Consider the following 16,141-nt stretch of genomic DNA (forward strand, 5'->3'; position numbering starts at 1 on the left):
CGCAGGGCGACCGTTTCCGACCCCGCCATCATGACAGATACCGGCGACCTGCCTGCTACCATCACGTCAATCTTTCAGGATTCCGTTCCCATGCCGTTGGACATCGTCGTCGTGATGGACCCGATCGGGTCGATCAAGATCGCCAAGGACTCAACCTTCGCCATGCTACTGGAAGCGCAGCGGCGCGGACATCGGCTGTGGTATGTGCGGCCCGGCGGGCTGAGCCTGCTCGGCGGCGCGGCGCGGGCCACGGTGGCGGCTTTGCGGGTCCGCGACGACAAGGCCGGCTGGTTCGAATTGGGAGACTGGTCACAGATTGAGCTGCATCACGGCCACGTCGTGCTGATGCGCAAGGACCCGCCGGTCGACGCCGAGTACCTGCACGACACCCAGATCCTGTCGGTCGCCCAGCGCGCCGGCGCGTTCGTGGTCAACGACCCGCAGGGCCTGCGCGACTACAACGAGAAGCTGGCCGCGCTGCTGTTTCCGCAGTGCTGCATCGACACCCTGGTCAGCCGCGACCCGGCCGAGCTGAAGGCCTTCGTCCAGCAGCACGGCCAGGCCGTGCTCAAGCCGCTCGACGGCATGGGCGGGCGCTCGATCTTCCGCGCCGCGGCCGGCGAGGCCAACCTCAACGTGATCCTGGAAACTCTGGGAGACGGCGGTCGGCACCTCGTCATGGCGCAGAAGTTCCTGCCGCAGATCAGCGACGGCGACAAGCGCATCCTGCTGGTCGACGGCGTGCCGGTCGACTACGCGCTGGCACGGATTCCGCAAGGCGACGAGTTCCGCGGCAACCTCGCCGCCGGCGGCCGCGGCGAAGGCCGGCCGCTGAGCGAGCGCGACCGCTGGATCGCCCACGAGGTCGGCCCGGAGATGAAGCGCCGCGGCATGCTGTTCGTCGGCCTGGACGTGATCGGCGACTACATGACCGAGCTCAACGTCACCAGCCCGACCTGCATCCACGAGCTCGACGAACAGTTCGGCCTGAACATCGCCGGCCTGCTGTTCGACGCGATCGAGGCCCGCATCGCAGCCGCCCAGGCGGCATGAGCGCGGCCGCACCCACCCTGCCCGGCGGCGGCCTGGCCGAACCGCAGCGTTTCAGCGCCACCCTGGTGCTGTCGGTGATCGTCCACGGCATTCTTCTGCTGGGCGTCGGCTACACCCTGGAGCAGGCTGCGCCGGTGGTGCCGACCCTGGACGTGATCCTGACCCAGACCCAGACCGCGCTGACGCCCAAGCAGGCCGACTTCCTCGCCCAGGCCAACAACCAGGGCGGCGGCGAGCACGACAAGAGCACCCGCCCGCGCGACAACCAGTCCGGCCCGGCGCCGCAGGCCGAGGCCGGCGTGGCCCAGATGCAGTTGCGCGCGCAATCGCCGACCGCCCAGCCCGAACCGGTCGCGCGGGTGGTCAGCAGCACCCGCGGCGAGACCGTGGTGGCCCGCGACCGCGCCACCCAGACGCCGACCGAGCGCCCGCTGCCGGCCGGCGAGCGCAAGATCGAACACGATATCGAGATGGCGCGTCTGGCGGCCGAGATCCACATGCGCTCGGAGCGCTACGCCAAGCGCCCCACCCGCAAGTTCGTCTCCGCGAGCACCACCGAATACGCCTGGGCCGGCTACCTGCGCGCCTGGGTCGACCGGGTCGAGCGCGTGGGCAACCTCAACTACCCCGACGAAGCGCGCCGGCGCCGTCTGGCCGGCCAGGTCGTCATCAGCGTGGCCGTACGGCGCAACGGAAGTGTCGAACGCGCCGACATCGTGCGCAGCAGCGGCATCGCCCTGCTCGATGCCTCGGCGCTGCGCATCGCCAGACTGGCCGAACCGTATCCGCCGCTGCCGAAGACCGAGGAGAACCCGGACATTCTGCATGTGACGCGGACCTGGAATTTCTTGCCGGGGGGGTCGTTGGTCGACGAGTGAGGATCGGTGGCGCCGGCTGCGTCGGCATCGGATCAAGCTGACTTACCGAGCCGACGCATCAAGCGATTTCGTCGAACCATCGGCTTATCGCATCGCCGCGCTATTCCGCGCGGCCGTTCTCGAAATGCAGATGCGCCTGCGCCGCGCTGGAGAAGGCGCCGATAAATCGGGCCTCGGACTGTGCCTGCGACTTGGGTTTGAAGTGGCCGTTGGCGAGCGCCCAGTCGTAGACCGATATGTCCAGTGGATAGACGGTCAACACTCCGCTGAGCGCATGCCGCTCGATCCAGGTAATCGCCTGGCTGCGTTCGCGAAACACCGCGGACGCGAACCGCGCGTCGGCGCCATGAAATACCCACACTGCATCGGTCTGGTTCATGCCTGCCTCGTGCTGGTGACCATTCGCCGCAATCGCCTCACATCAATCGAATCGATCCGCGTCGCCGGCTTCGGCTTCGGCTTCGGCTTCGGCTTCGGCTTCGGCTTCGAGCATGACCTCTTCGAAGCTCATCGCCTGACAGGCCACTTTCAAGTACAGCCCGTCATCGAACTCGAACACGTGTTCGAGCAGTTCGCCTTGCTCGTCGAGTCGGAACTCATGCATCAGCAGGTCCTGGGCGCCGTGGCCGGTGCGAACCTGCTGGTTCAGGCCATAAGCCAGCACATCGTCGTAGTACAGACGGAAGATCCGGTCGTGATACGGGCCGAGGAATTCCAGCTCCAGGCGCATGGGCGAAGCACGCGCATGCATATCGACGGGCATCAAGCTCATCTTGCGCAGCCAGGCATCGTGCAGCGATTTTCGCGAGGTCAAATTGTAACGGTCCACATCGCTGACGAAGGCGTACAACGCGGGATCGAGCCGGTGTTCGATGCTGGCCAGGTAGGCGAAGTACGGGTCGACGGTCCAGCCCAGAACCTCATCGTCGCGGATGAAACGAAACACGTCGGTCATGGCTACTTGGCGCGCGCGCGCAACGCGACTTGCTCGGCGATGGTCAAGGCGACGTTGTTGCGCAGATACGCCGGTTCGATCCGCTCCGGCGCGAGGGCTTCGCCGCGCGCATAGGCCAGCGCGGCCAGACTCGCGAGATCGGCGGCGTGCGGCAAGGCCTGCGCGTCGATCGCGGCGAAACGGTGGCCCAGGCGCTCGCGCAACGCGCCTTCGGCGGCGGCGAAACCGGTGCCCACGCCATGCCAGCCGTTGCGTTCGCCCGGTACGACCGCGGCGGCGGGCGCGATCACGACCTCTTCGTCCAGCGCGAACGCGTCGCCGTCGCGCAGTTCGTAGGCGGCGGTGTAGACCTCGCCCATGCGCGCGTCGATCGCGGCGAATACGCGTTGCGGCTCGGCGCTTGCGCCTTCCGGCTTGAGGTCGTGCGCGCGCAGGGCGAGCACGGCCAGGGTCGACACCGGCACGATCGGCTTGTCCAGGGCCAGCGCGATGCCCTGGGCGATGGCGATCGCCAGGCGCACGCCGGTGAAGGCGCCGGGGCCGCGGCTGATCGCGATCGCATCGAGTTGGCTGCGCTTGATTCCGGCTTGCGCGAGCAGTTCCTCGGCCCAGGGCAGCGACAGTTCGGCGTGGCGGCGCGGCGCGAGTTCGAAGCGCTCATGCACTTCGCCGTCGAGCCATACGGCGACGGAGCAGGCTTCGGTGGCGGTTTCGAAGGCTAGGAGGTTCATGGGCTCGGGGGTGTTCGGTGTCGGGGCTTGGTTAGGATTCGGTGTCGAGTGCGAGATGTTTTTGCTCTCTCGTTTTTGCGTTTTTCGTTCTCGCGCTTTCGTTTTTATGCTTTACGTTTTTGCTCGTCATTCCCGCGAAGGCGGTTCTGCTTTACTTCGGCGCAGCCGAACATCCAGAGCCTTTCGTGCGAGAACGTTTGAAGTCACTGGATTCCCGCTTTCGCGGGAATGACGATCTGGATGGATGACGCTGAAGTCTCTGGATATTCGGCTGCGCCGAAGTAAAGCAGGTCCCGCTTTCGCGGGAATGACGCTCTGGAAGGATGACGCTGAAGTCTCTGGGTTCCCGCGCTAGCGTGAATGACGATCCGGAGAGATGACGCGGAAGCCTCTCGATGATCCGCCTCGGCGAAGTAAAGCGGAGCCCGCATTCGTGGAAACAACAATCGCATCACCCTCGATCGTTCCACCATCACCGCATCACTCCGCACCCGGCTCCCACAACTCAATCAACCCGCCCTCCGGATCGACCACATACCCGAACTTGCCCTGCTCGCTTTCCTCGTAGCGATCGAGCACCTGGCAGCCTTCTTCGCGCAAGGACTGCAAGGTCGCCGCCAGGTCGTCGACGCGGAAGTTGATCATGTAGGGCTTGTCGCTGGGCTTGAAATACTCGGTGGTTTCGGCGAACGGCGACCACACGGTGTAGGCCGCCTCGCCGGTGTCCTCGCGCTTCCACCCGAACATCGCGCCGCCCCACTCCTGCCCGCCCACGTCGAGATGGCGGCCGTACCAGGCCGACAGCGCGGCCGGGTCGCGGGCCTTGAAGAACACGCCGCCCAGGCCATGCACGCGCGGCTTGCGCGAGTCGGTTTGCGCCGGCGATGACGCCGGCGAGGCGTCGCCCTGCTCTTGTTCGGTCATGGTCCTGGCCTCGTGGTCACTGGTAGTAATAGTCGTCGTCGGACGACGCCGACGTGGCCGATTCTAGTACCAGCGGCTCGCCGGCGAAGAACCGGCCCACGTCCTCGACCTGACGGGTGCGCGGCAGCGGCGGCAGCGAGTCGAGGAAGGTCTTGCCGTAGCTCTTGGACAGCAGGCGCGGGTCGCACAGGACCAGCACGCCGCGGTCGGTCTCGCTGCGGATCAGGCGGCCGGCGCCCTGCTTGAGCGCGATCACCGCCTGCGGCAGCTGTTCGTCGCGGAACGGGTTGCCGCCGCCGCGGCGGATGGCGTCCAGGCGCGCTTCGAACACCGGGTCGTCGGGCGCGGCGAACGGCAGTTTGTCGATCACCACCACGCTCAGCGCTTCGCCGGCCACGTCCACGCCTTCGCGGAAACTCGCCGCGCCCAGCAGCACGCCGTTGCCCGAGGCGCGGAAGCGTTCGAGCAGCACGTGCCGCGGCGCTTCGCCCTGCACGAATAAGGGCCAAGGCCCGTCGCGCAGCAATTCGGCCGCTTCGCGCAAGGCGCGGTGCGAGGCGAACAGGACGAAGGCGCGGCCGCCGGAGGCTTCGAGCACTGGGCGCAGGCGATCGACCATGCTCTCGTTGTAGTGGCGCACCGCCGGATCGGGCAGGCCGCGCGGCAGGTACAGCAACGCCTGTTCGGCCCAGTCGAACGGGCTGGGCGCGAGCAGGGTCGTGGGTTCGACCAGACCGAGCTTGGTCGCGTAATGCTCGAAGCGGCCGCCGACCGCGAGCGTGGCCGAGGTGAAGATCCAGGCCGCGCGCGAACGTTCGCGATGCTCGGCCAGGGGCGCGGCGACATCCAGCGGCGTGCGCGCCAGGCGGAACCCGCGCGCGGTGAGCTCGTACCACAGCACGCTGGTGTCGGGCGCGGCGGGGGTTTGTTCGGCTTCGTCTTCGGCCGGCTCATCGGCAAGCGCCTCGACGGGTTCGGCGATGGCCTCGACCGCGACGACCCGCCGCGGCGGCGCGAAATCGTCGTCCTCTTCGATCGGTTCGACCACGGCCGCAACCGGCGGCGGACCGCCGCGCCAGCGCCGCAGCTTGGTCTGGAAATCCTTGGCGCGCGCGTGGCAACTGTCGAAGCCCGGCGCGGCGCCGCGCAGCGGTTCGAGCGTCTTGTGCATCGCGCCCAATGCGGCATCGAGCGTGTCGAACGCGGCCTCGACCGCGGGCACCTCGGCGGCGCGGCGACGGGTCGCGCGCACCGGCAGTTCGTCCATCGCCGCGCGCAGGCCGCGCACCGCCTGTTCGAGATCGCGCGACGGCGTCTGCACGCTGGCCAGCGAACCGCTCACGCTCTTGCATTCGGCCAGCGCGTCGCGCGCCAGTTCGACCAGCGGCCGCGCGCTGATCGCTTCGCCGAAGAATTGCGAAGCCAAGTCCGGCAGCTGATGCGCTTCGTCGACCACGAACGCCTGCGCGCCCGGCAGGATTTCGCCGAAGCCTTCCTGCTTCAAGGCCAGATCGGCCAGCAGCAGATGATGATTGACCACCACCAGGTCGGCAGCCTGGGCGCGCTGCCGCGCCTGCACCACGAAGCAGTCGCCGAACATTGGGCATTCGCTGCCCAGGCAGTTTTCCGCGGTCGAGGTGACCATCGGCAGCAGCGGCGAGTCTTCCGGCAAACCGTCGAGTTCGGCCAGATCGCCCATGCGGGTGCGCCCGGACCAACTGACGATGCGCTGGAACTGCGCGGCGTAATCGCGACTGGTGAAACGCGGCTCGCCCTTGGCCTGCTCGGTGCGGTACTTGCACAGATAATTGGCGCGGCCCTTCAGCAACGCGGTCTTCAGGCCGACGCCGAGCGCGTCGCGCACGCGCGGCAGGTCGCGGTGATACAGCTGATCCTGCAGCGCACGGGTGCCGGTGGAGACGATGGTCTTCAATCCCGACAGCAACGCCGGCACCAGATAGGCGAAGGTCTTGCCGGTGCCGGTACCGGCTTCGGCGAGCAAGGTCGAACGCGCTTCGAACGCGTCGGCGATCGCCACCGACAGGTCCTGTTGCGCGGGTCGCGGCGCGAACGCGGCGATGTTGCGCGCGAGATCGCCGCCTTCGCTCAGCGCGGCACGGGTGGCGACGCCGAGGCGGCTGGGTTGTGGCATGCCGTCCTCAGTAACGCGCCGGCGCGGCGACCGTGCAGGTGGCGATCTGGGCTTCGGCCTGTTTGGCCGATGCGGTCAGCTGGGTGCGTTGCGGAACCAGCGCGTCGTAATGGTCCTGACGCTCGGCCAGTTTCATCGCGGCGTTGACACCTGCCAGCTTGGCGCTGCGCACTTGCGCAATTGTGGTCCAGTTGCGACGGCACAGCGGCCCGACCTTGGAACTGGAATCGAACGCCTGCTGGGCGAAACGCTCGGCATCGTCGAGGCGATGCAGCAGCAGCGCGGCTTCGGCGCGCTCTTGCAGCAGCGCCGGGTCGTTGGCGTTGAGCTGCAGGGCGTGATCGAGCGCGGCGGCGGCTTCGGGGTACTTGCGCGCCTTTTCCAGTTGTGCCGCCTGTTGGCGCAGGTCCTCGACCTGCGGGTCGCGGATCGGCTGCACGTCGAGTTCGCGCGATTCCAGGCCGCCGGCCGCGACCACCTTGGCCACCGCGGCTTCGCCGTTGAACGAGGCCTCGGCCAGCGCGGTCGGCTGCGGCGGCGCGACCGTGCAGGCGATCACCGCGGTCGTCAGCATCAGGGCGGCGCATCGGGGGATGGCGCCTGCGAAAAAACTGCGCTTCATGGATTACTGCTCCGGGGACGGGGGATTGGGCGCCGGCTCGCGCGCGGGTTCGTCCTTGTCCTTGCCGATGCCGAACCACTCGCGCCAACCGCCGCCGCTCGATTCCTCGGTCTCGGGCTGCGGCGCCGGGCACGGCGCGTACTGCGGCGCGAAACCGGCCACGAACGGGAAGCGGCGCGCGCCGGCGCAGCTGGCGTCGGTGGTGTTGGTGCCGACCACCGACTGCCAGTCCAGGCCCTTGTCGGTGACTTTCAAGGCCGCGCTGGGCAGGCGCGAGAAGATCGCCGACCACACCCGCATCGCGCCGGTGCCGCCGTACAGGCCGGTGGCCTGATTCTGGTCGTTGCCGACCCAGATCACCGCCAGATGATCGCCGGTCCAGCCGGCGAACCAGCTGTCGCGGCCGTCGTTGCTGGTGCCGGTCTTGCCGGCCGGCGACAGGCGGCCCAGGCCGTCGCCGACCAGTTGCCGGCCGGTGCCGTTGGTGATCGCGTGCTGCAGGGCGATGGTGATCAGGCGCGCGGCGATCGCGTCGCCTTCCTGCGCCGGCGCGGGTTCCTTGTCGTAGCGCTTGACCGCCTTGCCGTTGGCGTCGAGTACGCCGCGCACCGCGTGCAGCGGCTGGATTTCGCCGCCCGAGGCGAGGAACTGGTACAGCTGCGCCATCGCGTACGGGCTTTGATCGACCGCGCCGAGGATCAGCGAAGGGTTGTTGTCCGGCGCCTCGATCCCGGCCAGGGTCTTGATCAGCGCCGAAATGCGCTCGGGCGCGACCTGCATGCCGATGCGCACCGTGGCCTGGTTATAGGACATCGCCAGCGCATCGATCATCCGCACCATGCCGTGGCTGCGGCCGTCGGAGTTGCCCGGGTTCCAGTTGCGGCCGCGGCCGAGCTTGACCGTGACCGGAGAATCGTCGATCCACGAGGACAGGTTGAACTCACCCGGCTGCGCCAACGCGAGCAGATACACGAACGGCTTGAGCAGCGAACCCACCGGCCGCTGCGCTTCGACCGCGCGGTTGAAGCCGTGCTGGGTGAACTCGCGGCTGCCGACCACGGCGAGCACTTCGCCGTTGTGCACGTCGGTGACCACCAGACCGGCCTGCAACGGCGGCCGGCGCTTGTTGTCCAGGCTCTTGAGCGTGCGCGCGACCGCGCCCTCGGCCTGCGCCTGCGCCGACGGCGACATTCCGCTCATCACGCTCAGGCCGGCGCCGGCCAGCGCATCGGCCGGATAGTCGCGGGCGAGCTGGCGACGGATCAGGTCGACATAGGCGGGGAACCGATTGGCGGCGATGTTGCCGGGGTTGGCGGTGATTTCCAGCGGCGCCTTGATCGCGCGGTCGTGTTCTTCGGGCTTGATCAGGCCGGTCTCGAGCATCTCGCCGAGCACGAAGTTGCGCCGTCCCAGCGCGCGCTCGGGATTGCGCCGCGGGTCGTAGTACGACGGGCCGCGCACGATGCCGATCAGCAACGCGATCTGCTCGGTGTTGAGATCGCGCAGGTCGCGGCCGAACCAGAATTCGGAGGCGGCCGACACGCCGTGGATCGCCTGCGAGCCGCGCTGGCCCAGGTAGACCTGGTTGAAATAGGCCTCCAGGATCGTGCGCTTGTCGTAGCGCGCCTCGATCAGCAGGGCGTAGATGATTTCCTTGCCCTTGCGGGTCAGGGTCTGTTCCTGGCCGATGCCGAGCAGGCCGCTGCGCGCGAGCTGCTGGGTCAGGGTGCTGGCGCCCTGCTTGGCGCGGCCGGCGGCGACGTTCTTGAACGCGGCGCGGATCATGCCGGTGATGTCGATGCCGATGTGACTGTTGAAATCGCGGTCCTCGACCGCCTGCAGGCCGGTGACCAACAGCTCGGGCACCTCTTCGATGCGAACCAGCCGCCGCTCTTCCTGCTTCTGCCCGTACAAGGTGGCGATGCGCGCCGGGTCCAGGCGCGCGACCTTCAGCGCTTTCTTCGAGGTCAGGTCGCGCAGGCTGGCGACGCGGCCGCCGGACACCACCACTTCGATCCGGCGCGGCTGCACGGTGCCGTCGACATCGTTGAAGCCGCGGCTGGCCACGGTGAAACGGCCGCCGTCGCGGGCATAGGTGCCCGGGCGTTCGCCGCCGTCTTCGCGATAGGAGGCCGCGTCCAGCTCGGTCTTCAGCGTCGCCGGATCCAGCGCCAGGCCCGGCGCGAGTTCCAGCGGGCGCCCGTAGACCCGGGTCGGCAGCTGCCATTGCAACTGGCCGAAGCGTTCGCCGACTTCGTGATTGAGGTAGAGCGTGTAGGGAATCAGGAACCCCAGCCCCAGGCCAATCGCGGCCAGGGCCCAGGTCACCAGACGGCGGCGCCAGGTCGGCGCCGGGGCGCTGTCATCGCGGTCGTCGTCGCGTTCGTCTTCGTCGTAATCGATTCGGGCCACGGATCTGCAACACAGGGAGTCGCGGGCAAGTCTAGCGCAGGCGTCCCTGGCCCGTGCCCGGGTCGGATGGCAGGGGCCTGACGCATTCAGACCCCATGAATAAGCGCTGGTTCAGGGATTTGGGCGTGAACGCCTGGAAATCGCGGTGTTGCTGGCGTGACGCCCGCCCTTGGCGGAGCGGAAGGCCGCGAGGTCCGTTGTTGGAGGCCGCTGCGTTCGCTGATGCGGGCTTTGCGCGGCGATCCGGTGCGGGAGCGTCGGTGCCATGGCCCTCACACCGCGATCCGATCACGGGTCGAACAACGCGCGCGCAGGATTTCGACTACGCAAAACCGCGCCGGGCGGTGGCTCTAGTCCTCCGCCGGCGGCATCGGCCCATCGCGTCCGCGCAGGCCATCGCGCAGGCCGCGCAGCATCGCCTTCAAATAAGCGCCCCGCGGTTTGAGCAGCACGACGGTGCCGACGAATTTCAACACCAGCCGCGGCAGGTCCTGCGCGGCCCAGCGCCGCGGCACTTCGACGCGGCGGTACAAGGCGATGCGGTTGCGCATCATGTAGTACAGCCGGGTCGGGCTGTGGACCACGGTGCGGTAGGGAATCAGCCGCGACACCGGCTCCAGTTCGCCGATCCGGTGCTGCATGCCGGCGTCGCAGATGCCGTACAGGCGATAGCCGCGGTGCTTGGCGCGCGAACTCCATTCGACGTCGACGTTGTCGATGAACAAGCCTTCGTCCATGCCGCCGACCGTGTCCAGCACCTCCAGCGGCAACAAGGTGCCCGAGGTGATCAGGAAATCGCAGTCGATGACCTGGCCCGGGCCGCCGTAAAACTTGCGGTTGAGCGGAAACCCGATCTGCACGAACGGCGCGATCGCGCCGGTGCGCTGGTCGCGGAACTGCGGCCCGACCGCGGCGACCGGGTGCTGCGCCTGCAACTGGTGCAGATGGCGCTGCAACACCGCGACCATGTCCGCATCGACGATGCTGTCCTGGTCCATCAACAGCAGTTGCGCGAAACCGGCCGTGCGCGCGGCCCGCGCGGCATGGTTGATCGCGCTGCCCAGGCCGACGTTGCGGTCGCCGCGGATCACCTCCACGCCCTGCCCGCGCAGCCGCTCGAAATACGCGTCGAGCGCCTCGCCGGGACTGGCGTTATCGAAGATCAGCACGCGCCCGACCTGCGGCTTGATCGCGGCGACAACCTGGTCGAGCAGTTCGATCTGCGGGTGATAGGTGACGATCGCGGCGCATACGTCCGCGGCCTGGGCCGGCGCTAGAGCTTGCATGTCAGCGCAGCCCCAGCAGGTCGCAGACCATCGAGCGCAGACCGGCGGAGTAATCGAGGTAACGGCCGTGACGCCATTCTTCGCGCACCAGCGGCCAGCGCCTGGCGAAGTTCGCCGGCAGGTCCAGGCGCAGGCGCAGATGGGCGATGCGCGCGTCGATCGCGGCGCGCTTGGCCGCGCCCACGTCCAGGCCCGCGCGCTGCAGGTGCTCGCGCAACGAGTCGAGCTTGGCGACCATGGCTTGCATGTGTTCGCGCCGTTGCTTGCCGCCGCCGAGCCGCTCGATCAGGCTGCGCTGGCGCGCGCCGATCTGGTTGCCGCCGTGCTGGCGGTAACCCATCGTCGGCGCCTCCATGCAATCGATCTCGCCGGTCGCGGCCGCGATCAGCGCCAGCCATTCGTCGTGGACCCAGGCGCTGCGTTCGAGTTCGGGATGTTCGACGTCGGGAATGGGCAATGCCTGCGCCAACACCTCGCGCCGCAGCGCGGTGGTCGCGCCGGTCACGATGTTGCGCCGGACCAGCACCTCGAAACCGCGGCCGGCGTGGATCGCGGCCAGTTCGGCGGCGCTCACTTCCAGGGTCTGGAACATGCGCCGGCCCAGTTCGCGGCCTTCGCCGTCGATCAGCCGCGAGTCGCTGTGCAGCAGGTTCAAGCGCGGCCGGGCGCGGAACTGTTCGAGGTAATCGGCGAGTTTGTTCGGGTACCAGACATCGTCCTGATCGCACAGGAACACGATGGCTTCCTCGGCGCGGCGCAGCGCGGCCTCGAAATTGCGCAGGTAGCCCAGATTGCGCGGATTGCGCTGCAGGTCCACGGCGATGCCGCGCGCCCGCGCGCGTTCGGCGAAGGCTTCCAGCAGCGTCCAGGTGTCGTCGCTGGAGGCGTCGTCGGCGATCACGATGCGCTGCGGCGCCAGAGTCTGCGCGAGCAGGCTGTCGAGTTGCTGCGGCAGGTAGCGCGCGCCGTTGTAGGTGCACAGCACCACCGCCACCGAGTCCGGCGCCGGGCGGGGGTTCAACGCCATGCGCGCTCCGGCGGCGCGGCGAACGGGCGCGGCGCGTCGCTGACGGCAGGCAGGGCGAGGGTCGGATCGAAAGGCAACGGGGCGGTCTGACGGCGGAAACGGCCGGCATTATCGCCCAGCGCCGCGCCGACGGGAGCGGCGGCGCTGAACGGTCGCCAGCGGGCGATCCGCGGCTGGCGCGCTGCGACGGCGATCGCGTTCGCGCGGGCCGGGTCGCCCGGGTCCTCAGGCCGATGCGCGGGCCCGGGTGGGGTATGGAACAAAATCCCGGAACAAAGGGACGCCGGTCGATGGATCGGGAACCGACCCCGAAAGCGATCGCGCCGCACGGATCAACGATGCGGCGCGATCGAAGCGCGAAGCCCCGAGGCCTGAAGCCCCCGCGCGTGGCGTCGCGCGGTTACGGCGAGGCCGCCCGCGAGCGCTCCTTCGCGCCGGCCGACACGCCGCGCACATCGACGCTGGTGATGGTGTGGCCTGGAATGCCCAGATTGAAACGGATCGTGCCGAAGCTGATCCACGGCGCGCTCTGGGTCCCGCTCTGGCCGCCGGCGAACAACTGCGGATTGTTGCCCTGCGCGTCGGTGATGATGATCTGCGCGTTGGGCTGGTTGCTGTTCCAGGTGATCGTCGCGGTGCAGATCGCGCCGCCGATCGGGATCACGCAGGGATTGGGGCTGGCGCTGATCGAGCCGGTCGGCTTGGGCTTGACGGTCACCACCACGTTGGGCGTGGCGTCGCCGAACCAGGCGACGCCTTCCTTGACCAGCTTCCATTGGAAGTTGTAGTTGCCCGGCGTCGACGGCGGGATCACGGTGAAGGTGAAGGTGACGCTCTGCTGCGGCGCGACCGTATACGGCACATCCACGCGGCGCAGACCCCAGGTCAGATTGTCGCCGGGATTCTGCGAGCCCAGGCCGAGGAAGTCGTTCGGCCGCCAGGTCTGGCTGCTGGTGTTCTTCATCGTCACCGACACCGTGGTCGGCACGCCGGCCAGCATGGTCGGGTTGACGCTCTGGCTGACGAAGCTGCCGAGCAGGCCGTGCTTCACTTCCTTGCCGATCGCGGTGTAGGACGCCTTGAGCGAAGCGTGGGTGCGCACGCCGTTGGTATCCGCGTGGCCCCACAGGAACGGCAGCAGCATGATCACGCGCGCGTCGCCCTTGCCGATGGCGTACATGGTTTCGGGCGTATGCGGCGAGTTGTCGAGGATTCCGCCGATGCCGGCCTGCGGGACCATGATCTCGCGCTGCTGCGGGCGCATGTAGTCCTGCAGGTCGCCGACCGTGTCGATGTAGCCGCTGTCGTTGGCGCCGTAGTTGTTGGCGCCGACCCAATCGACCAGGCGCAGGCCCTGCGCGGCGTCGCGGAATTTCCTGCTCAGAATCATCGCGATGGGGATCCCGGCGGTGCGGGTATCGGCGCGGATCACGCCGATCGCGTTGGCGAGCGCGGGATGGGCCGCGCCGCCGACGTCGGCAAGACTGTGCAGTTCCGGCTCGTCGACCGGATAGAACGCGGCCACCGTGCTCTGCGCGGGATCGCCGGGCACCAGGTAACCGGCGGTGACCAGGTCGCTGAGCAGCGCGCCGAACTCGGTGGCCGCGTTGGGACGCTGGCTGTAACTGGTATTGGAACCGGAACCGGAAATGGTGAACAGGAACGAGTCGACCGAAACGACCGCCTTGACGCCGTTGGCCTTGGCCTGCTGCAACTCGGCGAGGATGGTGGTGCGCGCGGTGGCGCTGTCGGTGCCGGTCCACACGTGGGTGATGTTGGTGTGGTCCTTGTTCTCTTGCTGATAGCCGTTATTGGCCCAGTAACCGAAGTATTTGACCTCGGCCTGCGCGGCCGGCGATGCGGCGGCGGCCAGCAGCAGGGACAGCATCAATGCAGTGGGTTTCATGAAAAGTCCTTTTGACGATGAAGGGGAGCCGACAGTGCTTGCTCAGATCGCGGCGGCGGCGCGCGGCCGTGGCCGCACGCGCGAAACCTCCGCGAATTCGGCGCGACCGGCGCGCCGACCCGTCGCCCGGTTGCGCGGCGTGAGCGGCGGCATCGGGCGGCGGACATTCATGACTCGCGAAAGGTGCGCGGAAGGGATCATCACGCGCACGGATCGCAACGCACACCAGGCACCGGGAAGACGCACCGGAAGAAAAAGTCGCTGGCAGGTTCGAGCTACGCGGCCGCAGCGCAGGCGCCGGCCGAACGTGGCCTCAAGCAGGACAAAGCCGACGCGAACCTCGCAAAAACGGGCTCGAATGCAGCCAGACCGCTGTTATCGCGCAAGGCGGGAAAGGAGCGGGGTGAGGGCCGCTTTTAGCTCAAACCGGCGAGCACCCGCGTCGCCACGCGCCGCTGCCCTGCGACCGCGGGCGCAACAAGCCATCGACTGCGCGCGCTCAATTCGCCGCGGCCGCCGCCTGCACCCGCGCGGCCAGTTCGCTCAGCCCGGTCGCGCCCGGATCCAGCCGCCGCGCCGAATCCAGCGCGCTGCGCGCGGCATGCAGTTCGCCGGCGCCCAGGCGCTCGTCGCCGACCGCGATCCAGCGTTGCGCCAACCGCGTCGCCGCCTCGCGCACCGGCGCGCTCGCGCCTTCCAGCGCGCGCCGCGCGTCCAGGCATTCGCTCGCGCGGACCAATCGATTGCCGCTGAGTTCGGTTTCGAAACAGCGCCTGGCCGCAGGCAGCAGGCGCGCGGCGGCGGCGCGCACCGCCGGGTCCTGCGGCGCGATCGCCTGCGCCGCGCGCAATTTGTCGTAGGCGCTGTCGCCCGGCGGAGTCAGCAGGTCGCCGCGCTGCTCGGCGGCCGCGGCTTCGCTGAGCAGGCGCCGCAGCGACTGGCGCCGCGCCAGCGGCGGTTCCTGGTCGAAACGCTTGCGCGATTCGCGCGCGCGATCCAGATGCTGGTGCGCCAGGGTCACCGCGGGCGCGTCGACCGCGAGTTCGCGCGCGCGTTCCAGTTCGGCCTGCGCATCGGCGAAACGGAAGTCGGCGGCATAGCGTTCGCTGAGCGCGGCATGCGCATTGGCGACCGAGATCAGGCCGCGCCGCGCCGCTTCGTCGCCGGGCTGGATCGCGAGCAGGTCGCGGTAGGCCTCCGCCGCCCGATCCAGACGCTGCCGGCGCAGCGCCTGATCGGCGTCGCGACGGCGTTGTTCGACATGGCGCTCAAGCACGCTCAAGGCGTCGGGCAGATCGGCGTGGCCGGGATCGGCCGCCTGCACCCGCGCGATGCCCTGCGCGCCGCGCGCGAGTTCGCCGTGTTCCAGCGCCTGCCGCGCCTGCTGCAGCAGGTCGGCCAGGGTGTCGTCGCGGCCTTCCAGCGCATCGTTGCGTTGCGGCTGCAGTTCCAGCACCCGCAGGTACAGCGGCAAGGCCGCGTCGGGCGCGCCGTCGAGCCGGCCCTGCGCGCGCGCGTTCGCCGCCTGCGCGACCAGCCGGTCCAGCCCCGCATGCGCGGCCTCGCGCTCGCGCAGCCGCCGCGCCAGCGCCTCGACCTGATCGCGCGGCGTCGCCAGTTCGCGCGCCAGCTCCAGCCTTTCGCGGGCGAAATCGAAATGGCCGCCGTCGATCGCCTGACGCGCCTGCACCAGCGCCATCGCCCCGACCCGGGCCAGCCCCTGGCGCGCGTCGCCGCGATCCGGGTCCAGCGCCAGCGCCGCCTCGTACAGCTCGCGCGCGCCGTGGCCGTCGGGGGCGGTCAGCTTGCCTTCGGACAAGGCCTGCGCGGCCTGCTGATGCAGGGCCTGCAGGCGCGATTCGGGCCATAGCCGGTCGGACAGGGGTTGGCGCAGGGGGATCAGGGCGATCAGCGCAAGCACCAGCAGCGGCAGACCGATCCGCAGGCCGAAACGGCGACGGTTGTGCGCGTGCTTGTCGACGGCGCGTTGCGGCGCATCCTCGAAACGCAACCGATCCCAGTCGCCGACCGCGCCGACAGGCTCGATCCGGCCGTCTGGCGCCGGGTACGGGCGATCGGAACCGGATTGGGACGGCGGGGTGGGATTCACTGCGACAGCATAGCGCTGGGTAGGTGACGGCGGTTTGTCTTTTCCCGAATTCCACCGCGGCCGAAACGCGCGGCACTTCGATCTA

At 68.8% G+C, this 16,141-nt stretch carries 13 protein-coding genes; 2 read left to right on the plus strand and 11 right to left on the minus strand.

Annotated features, from left to right (window positions below; genetic code table 11):
- Nucleotides 1-90 precede the first annotated feature (90 nt).
- Both gshB and IEQ11_RS19015 read left to right on the plus strand, forming a co-directional pair.
- Nucleotides 91-1,053 carry a glutathione synthase gene (gshB, locus tag IEQ11_RS19010; RefSeq protein ID WP_191823214.1) on the plus strand — a complete coding sequence of 321 codons (963 nt, stop codon included), beginning with the start codon at nucleotides 91-93 and terminating at the stop codon, nucleotides 1,051-1,053.
- Nucleotides 1,050-1,931 (plus strand): energy transducer TonB, encoded by an 882-nt coding sequence (locus IEQ11_RS19015; protein WP_046657730.1) that lies wholly within the window; start codon nucleotides 1,050-1,052, stop codon nucleotides 1,929-1,931. Before gshB ends, IEQ11_RS19015 begins: the two co-directional genes overlap by 4 nt.
- A 100-nt stretch (nucleotides 1,932-2,031) precedes the next feature.
- Here the strand turns inward: IEQ11_RS19015 and IEQ11_RS19020 are convergent, their stop codons facing one another.
- From IEQ11_RS19020 to IEQ11_RS19070, 11 genes are all read right to left on the minus strand, one after another.
- Nucleotides 2,032-2,310: a DUF7710 domain-containing protein gene (locus IEQ11_RS19020; RefSeq protein ID WP_191823213.1), complete on the minus strand. Its 279-nt coding sequence runs from the start codon at nucleotides 2,308-2,310 to the stop codon at nucleotides 2,032-2,034.
- Nucleotides 2,311-2,352: 42 nt separating this feature from the next.
- Nucleotides 2,353-2,886 (minus strand): hypothetical protein, encoded by a 534-nt coding sequence (locus IEQ11_RS19025; RefSeq protein ID WP_191823212.1) that lies wholly within the window; start codon nucleotides 2,884-2,886, stop codon nucleotides 2,353-2,355.
- A 2-nt stretch (nucleotides 2,887-2,888) separates the two neighbouring features.
- A complete protein-coding gene (gene tsaB, locus IEQ11_RS19030) occupies nucleotides 2,889-3,617 on the minus strand; it encodes a tRNA (adenosine(37)-N6)-threonylcarbamoyltransferase complex dimerization subunit type 1 TsaB (RefSeq protein ID WP_191823211.1) in 729 nt (242 codons plus the stop codon).
- A 480-nt stretch (nucleotides 3,618-4,097) separates the two neighbouring features.
- Complete coding sequence (locus tag IEQ11_RS19035; RefSeq protein WP_191823210.1) at nucleotides 4,098-4,541, minus strand: VOC family protein; 444 nt, start codon at nucleotides 4,539-4,541, stop codon at nucleotides 4,098-4,100.
- Between the two features lie 16 nt (nucleotides 4,542-4,557).
- On the minus strand, nucleotides 4,558-6,693 hold the full coding sequence (yoaA, locus tag IEQ11_RS19040; RefSeq protein WP_191823209.1) for a DNA repair helicase YoaA: 2,136 nt from the start codon (nucleotides 6,691-6,693) through the stop codon (nucleotides 4,558-4,560).
- 7 nt (nucleotides 6,694-6,700) lie between these two features.
- The gene (locus IEQ11_RS19045; RefSeq protein WP_191823208.1) at nucleotides 6,701-7,315 is read right to left on the minus strand and encodes a hypothetical protein; all 615 of its coding nucleotides are present in this window, start codon (nucleotides 7,313-7,315) and stop codon (nucleotides 6,701-6,703) included.
- Nucleotides 7,316-7,318: 3 nt separating this feature from the next.
- The gene (mrcB, locus tag IEQ11_RS19050) at nucleotides 7,319-9,727 is read right to left on the minus strand and encodes a penicillin-binding protein 1B (protein ID WP_191823207.1); all 2,409 of its coding nucleotides are present in this window, start codon (nucleotides 9,725-9,727) and stop codon (nucleotides 7,319-7,321) included.
- Between the two features lie 350 nt (nucleotides 9,728-10,077).
- The gene (locus tag IEQ11_RS19055) at nucleotides 10,078-11,013 is read right to left on the minus strand and encodes a glycosyltransferase family 2 protein (protein WP_191823206.1); all 936 of its coding nucleotides are present in this window, start codon (nucleotides 11,011-11,013) and stop codon (nucleotides 10,078-10,080) included.
- Nucleotide 11,014: 1 nt separating this feature from the next.
- Nucleotides 11,015-12,040 carry a glycosyltransferase family 2 protein gene (locus tag IEQ11_RS19060; RefSeq protein ID WP_191823205.1) on the minus strand — a complete coding sequence of 342 codons (1,026 nt, stop codon included), beginning with the start codon at nucleotides 12,038-12,040 and terminating at the stop codon, nucleotides 11,015-11,017.
- Between the two features lie 400 nt (nucleotides 12,041-12,440).
- Nucleotides 12,441-13,946, minus strand: a complete 1,506-nt coding sequence (locus IEQ11_RS19065; protein WP_191823204.1) for an NBR1-Ig-like domain-containing protein — start codon at nucleotides 13,944-13,946, stop codon at nucleotides 12,441-12,443.
- Nucleotides 13,947-14,445: 499 nt separating this feature from the next.
- Nucleotides 14,446-16,056: a hypothetical protein gene (locus IEQ11_RS19070; RefSeq protein WP_247024606.1), complete on the minus strand. Its 1,611-nt coding sequence runs from the start codon at nucleotides 16,054-16,056 to the stop codon at nucleotides 14,446-14,448.
- Nucleotides 16,057-16,141 lie beyond the last annotated feature (85 nt).

Origin of the sequence: Lysobacter capsici (genome assembly GCF_014779555.2) — a bacterium.
Classification (GTDB): domain Bacteria; phylum Pseudomonadota; class Gammaproteobacteria; order Xanthomonadales; family Xanthomonadaceae; genus Lysobacter; species Lysobacter capsici.